The sequence below is a fragment of the Frankia sp. AiPs1 genome (assembly GCF_023716945.1).
In the GTDB taxonomy this organism is placed as follows: domain Bacteria; phylum Actinomycetota; class Actinomycetes; order Frankiales; family Frankiaceae; genus Frankia.
Window position 1 is genome coordinate 1 of sequence record NZ_JAMQQF010000822.1, and the last position, 1,905, is coordinate 1,905.

2 protein-coding genes and 1 pseudogene are annotated in these 1,905 nt (G+C 74.7%); all 3 read right to left on the bottom strand.

All coding sequences use genetic code 11. The features are described 5' to 3' along the window. Positions 1 to 416, bottom strand: a 416-nt coding sequence (locus ND748_RS31005) for a CBS domain-containing protein (RefSeq protein ID WP_251749862.1), incomplete at its 3' end; no start/stop codon positions are given. Positions 417 to 500: 84 nt separating this feature from the next. Next, a complete protein-coding gene (locus ND748_RS31010) occupies positions 501 to 1,217 on the bottom strand; it encodes a TetR/AcrR family transcriptional regulator (protein WP_251749863.1) in 717 nt (238 codons plus the stop codon). Positions 1,218 to 1,226: 9 nt separating this feature from the next. Beyond that, positions 1,227 to 1,905, bottom strand: a pseudogene (locus ND748_RS31015) (hypothetical protein); the annotation flags it as partial.

The window sequence follows — 1,905 nt, forward strand, 5'->3', positions numbered from 1 at the left end:
GGCGCGCCCGCCCCGCAGCCACCGGCGACCCGACCGGCCGGCACCGCGGCCGACACCGGGGCCGCGACGACGTCGTCGAGCGCGATCAGGCCGACCACCCGGCCGTTGTCGGTGACCGGCAGCCGCCGGACGGTGTGCTCGCGGAACATCCGGACCACGTCGGCGGGGTCGGCCGCCGCATCCAGGGTGACGACGCCCCGGGTCATCACGGCCTCGACCCGGCCGTCGAAGGGGATGCGCCGGCGCAGCGACCGCAGCGCCAGGTCACGGTCGGTGACGATCCCGACGAGGTCCTCGCCGTCCATGACCAGCAGTGATCCCACCCCCTGCACGTCCATCCAGCGGGCCGCCTCGACGATGGTGATCTCGCGGGGCACCGTGACGGGCTTGTGACGGGGAAACCGCACACCGGCCATTGCTCCTCCTCCGCCCTGCGCGCCAATGCGCAGTCGTGTTCGGCTGTTGGCGGTCTCCAGCCTCCGCCATGAACAACGCCCAGGTCAGTGCCGTTCGACCCGAACCGGGACGCCGGAGGTCACCACCACCGAGGCCGACCCGACCGGATACGGACGGACGACGTCGGAAAGGAGGGAACGGATGTGGTCCAGCACGGTGTCGAGGGCGATCCGCAGTGGCGCCACCTCGCGACGGATCTGCGCGAGCAGCAGGCCGCCCTGCACCGCGGCGAGCAGGGTGACCGCGAGGCGGGCCGGATCCGCCTCGCCGCGCAGCTCGCCCCGGGCGCGCATGGCCGCCAGTCCCGCCCGGATGGCCCCCTCCCAGCGGGCGAACGCCGCCGCCAGGGCCTCGCGGGCGACCGGATCCGCGTCGGCGAGCTCGCTGGCGAGCGACCCCAGCGGGCAGCCGCCGCGCAGGTGCAGACCGAGGTGGAAGTCGACGAGGGTGTCCGCCCAGGCCGCCAGCCCGGCGAGGCTGTCCAGCCGGCTGAACAGGGGCTGCTGGAAGCCGAGCACGGCCTCGGTCTGGTAGGCGACCACGGCGCGGACCAGCGCGTTCTTGTCCTCGAAGTAGTGGTAGAGCTGCGAGCTGCTCACCGCGGCGGCGACCCGGACGTCGTCGGTGCTCGTGCCGGCGACACCGCCGGCATGCATCAGCCCCGCGGCGGCGACGACGATCCGCGCCCGGGTGGCCTGGCCCTTGCGGGTGATCCGCCGACCGTCCTGGCCGCCGGCGCCGCCGGGGACGGGTGGACTCATCGACGAACCCTACCTCTCTGGAGCCGTCACTCCAGAATCCAACGGCAGCGCGGGAAACTTCGGTTCCGCGTCCCGGTGCAACCGCGGGGCGGGGATGGCAAGCCGGTGGCGCAGGCCGGTCACCACGAGGACGACGATCGCGGCGACCGCGTAGGAGGCCACCCGCAGGGTCCAGGCGTCGCCGGGCAGGTCGGTGAACAGCGAGATGTAGACGGGATGGGCGGCGGCGGCGACGGCGAGCCACTCCAGCCGCCCGGCGACGACGGCGAGCGCCGCCAGCAGCACGCCGTACCAGGGCTGCACCGGCGTGGCGACGAGGAACGCCGTGCCGACCAGCCACAACGCGGCCCGTTCGGGGGGCACCCGGACGGGATCGGTGCGCCACACGGCGACCGTCACCGCCGCGAGCACCGCCACCGCGACCGCCTTCGCCACCGACCCGCCGAGGTGCAGCACGCCGACGAGCAGCAGGAACCGCGCGCCCTGGCCGTAGCCCTCGGCGTCGAGGTACTGCGGGAGGAAGCCGAGGACGCCGGTGCCGACGGCGAACAGGTGCGGCAGGTACGCCAGTCCGACGACCCCCAGCGCGGCACCGACCAGCGTCACCGGACGACGCCGGGCGGCGGCCGGCAGCAGCAGCGCCGGGTACAGCTTCACCGCCACCGCGGCGCCGAGCAACGCCCCGGCC